This window comes from Pseudomonadota bacterium (assembly GCA_018817425.1).
Lineage (GTDB): Bacteria > Desulfobacterota > Desulfobacteria > Desulfobacterales > RPRI01 > RPRI01.
Genome location: JAHITX010000143.1, coordinates 1 through 2,132, shown reverse-complemented (window position 1 = coordinate 2,132; position 2,132 = coordinate 1). Strand labels below are relative to the sequence as shown.

Here is a 2,132-nt window from a genome sequence, read left to right as displayed (position 1 = left end):
TTGGGTAAATTATCAGGATTAAAATAGCCGGACTTTTCCCAAAGCTGGTAAATCTTATCTTCAACCTCGAAAGGGTTATATTGTTTGGCTAGTTCTTTTGACATATAAATTGTGGTGTGTTTAGATATTAATGCCGTCGAGTCGGTTATGCCCTTATCAAGGAGGAAGTCATGAGTGAAAGTACCGAAGGAGGGGCCTGCCAGCCCTTTCAGGCTTTTCTGGAATCGACCCAGCAGGCTGATGACGCTGATTTCCGGCGCCTGATCGGACATGCTCTGCAATGTCCCAGATGCTTCGAAGCATTGAAGAATTTCATGACCCAGGTACGGAGCAGAGACACCTGTGAAGTGCGTGCCGGTAACTAGACGCCGAAAGCTACTTCAGTGAGCTTCCTGCCTTAGGATGGGAAGCTCTTTTCTATATTAAAAAGCCCTTATGATTTTAAGGACCCTCTTGGGTGGTACCAACTTAATTTCCCTATTGAGTTGAGCCTGTCTGCCCTGTCTGCCGACAGGCAGGCGATAGGCAGGCTCGACGGGACACTTAATTTAACGCGATTACGGGCGAACCCGAAGGCCTTAACGAAGAATTGACTCTCTTTAGGAACCTCGGCTCTCAGAGTGACACTTATTCTGATTCTGACGCCTTAACAATAGATAACCCTTTAATAGTAGGTTTTTTCCGCTCAATCAGTCAAGTTGCCAATTAGGGTCGGCTTTAAGCTTGTTATAAGGAGTAATTATTTTTTGCTGAGCCCTGAAATACCCGACGACGGCTATCATTAAGGCATTATCAGTGCAGAGGCGGAATTCCGGAACAAAAAATTTAACTTGTTTTAATTCCCGATTAATCATATTTTTTAATCCATTCCTTATTTTTTTATTAGCAGCAACTCCACCGGCCAACATTACCGTTTTTACTTTGTAGGTTTTAGCGGCCCGGACAGTTTTACTAACCAATACATCTACAACCGCTTGTTGAAAGCTGGCGCAAATATCAGCGGTTTTATATTTTTTAAAGCCGGACTGTTGGCTAAAATATAAAACAGAAGTTTTTAATCCAGAAAAACTAAAATTATAATTTGCTTTATCGATTAATGGTCGGGGAAAATTGACGGCCGTCGGTTTACCATTTTTGGCCAGCTTCTCGATAATCGGCCCTCCCGGATAACCAACATTTAGTAATTTGGCCACTTTATCGAAACATTCCCCGGCGGCGTCATCTAAAGTTTGGCCAATAATCTGGTAATCACCAATTTTCCTGATCAGGATTAGTTGGGTATGTCCACCAGAAACAATAAGGCCTAAAGCTGGTAGTTTGATCTGATGATTAAGAAAATTGGCCAACAAATGGGCCTCCAGGTGATTAACGGCGATCAGGGGGATTTGTTGGCTGTAGGACAAGGTCTTGGCTGTTTCTACCCCCACTATTAGGGAAGTAATCAGCCCGGGACCACTAGTTACGGCCAGATAATCTATTTCTGACCAACTAATGTCTCCTCGGGCCTGGTCGATTATGGGTAAAATATTCTTAAGATGCTCCCGGGCAGCCACTTCCGGGACTATTCCTCCAAACCGGCGATGGATATCAACCTGAGAGGAAATTAAATTAGATAATACCCTAATCTTATCCCCCTTAGCCTCGATTATGGCGGCAGCTGTTTCATCGCAGGATGTTTCAATTCCTAAGATTTTCATGCTTTAATTTTAACATAGGAGTTGACTTAAACAAATTATTAGGCTATCATACGTTTACAAATTATGCCGCCATCGTCTAGTGGTTAGGACATCAGGTTTTTCCGCCTTCGGCGGACCCGCCGTAGGCGGGTATCCTTAATAAATATATGCATTTTGTTTATGTATTAAAAAGCAGAAAGGATAATTCATTGTATGTCGGGCAGACTTCAAATTTGCCTAAAAGAATTGAAGAACACAACACTGGCAAAACTAGATCTTTAAAAGCCAAAATTCCCATGTGTCTGGTATACTATGAAGCATATATTAGTAAAAAAGACGCAACCAAGAGAGAGTGGAATTTAAAGCACAGGGGCCAAGATAGAGAAATTCTAATAAAACAAATAGACAATTCAAACAATATCATGCCGCCATCGTCTAGTGGTTAGGACATCAGGT

General features: G+C 42.3%; 3 protein-coding genes. 2 read left to right on the top strand and 1 reads right to left on the bottom strand.

All coding sequences use genetic code 11. The features are described 5' to 3' along the window. Window positions 1-170 precede the first annotated feature (170 nt). Window positions 171-365 (top strand): hypothetical protein, encoded by a 195-nt coding sequence (locus KKC46_22990; protein MBU1056671.1) that lies wholly within the window; start codon window positions 171-173, stop codon window positions 363-365. A gap of 324 nt (window positions 366-689) precedes the next feature. Here the strand turns inward: KKC46_22990 and tsaD are convergent, their stop codons facing one another. Further along, the gene (gene tsaD / locus KKC46_22985) at window positions 690-1,697 is read right to left on the bottom strand and encodes a tRNA (adenosine(37)-N6)-threonylcarbamoyltransferase complex transferase subunit TsaD (protein ID MBU1056670.1); all 1,008 of its coding nucleotides are present in this window, start codon (window positions 1,695-1,697) and stop codon (window positions 690-692) included. A 146-nt stretch (window positions 1,698-1,843) separates the two neighbouring features. On the opposite strand from tsaD, the gene KKC46_22980 reads away from it, so the two are divergent. Further along, window positions 1,844-2,122, top strand: a complete 279-nt coding sequence (locus tag KKC46_22980; protein MBU1056669.1) for a GIY-YIG nuclease family protein — start codon at window positions 1,844-1,846, stop codon at window positions 2,120-2,122. Window positions 2,123-2,132 lie beyond the last annotated feature (10 nt).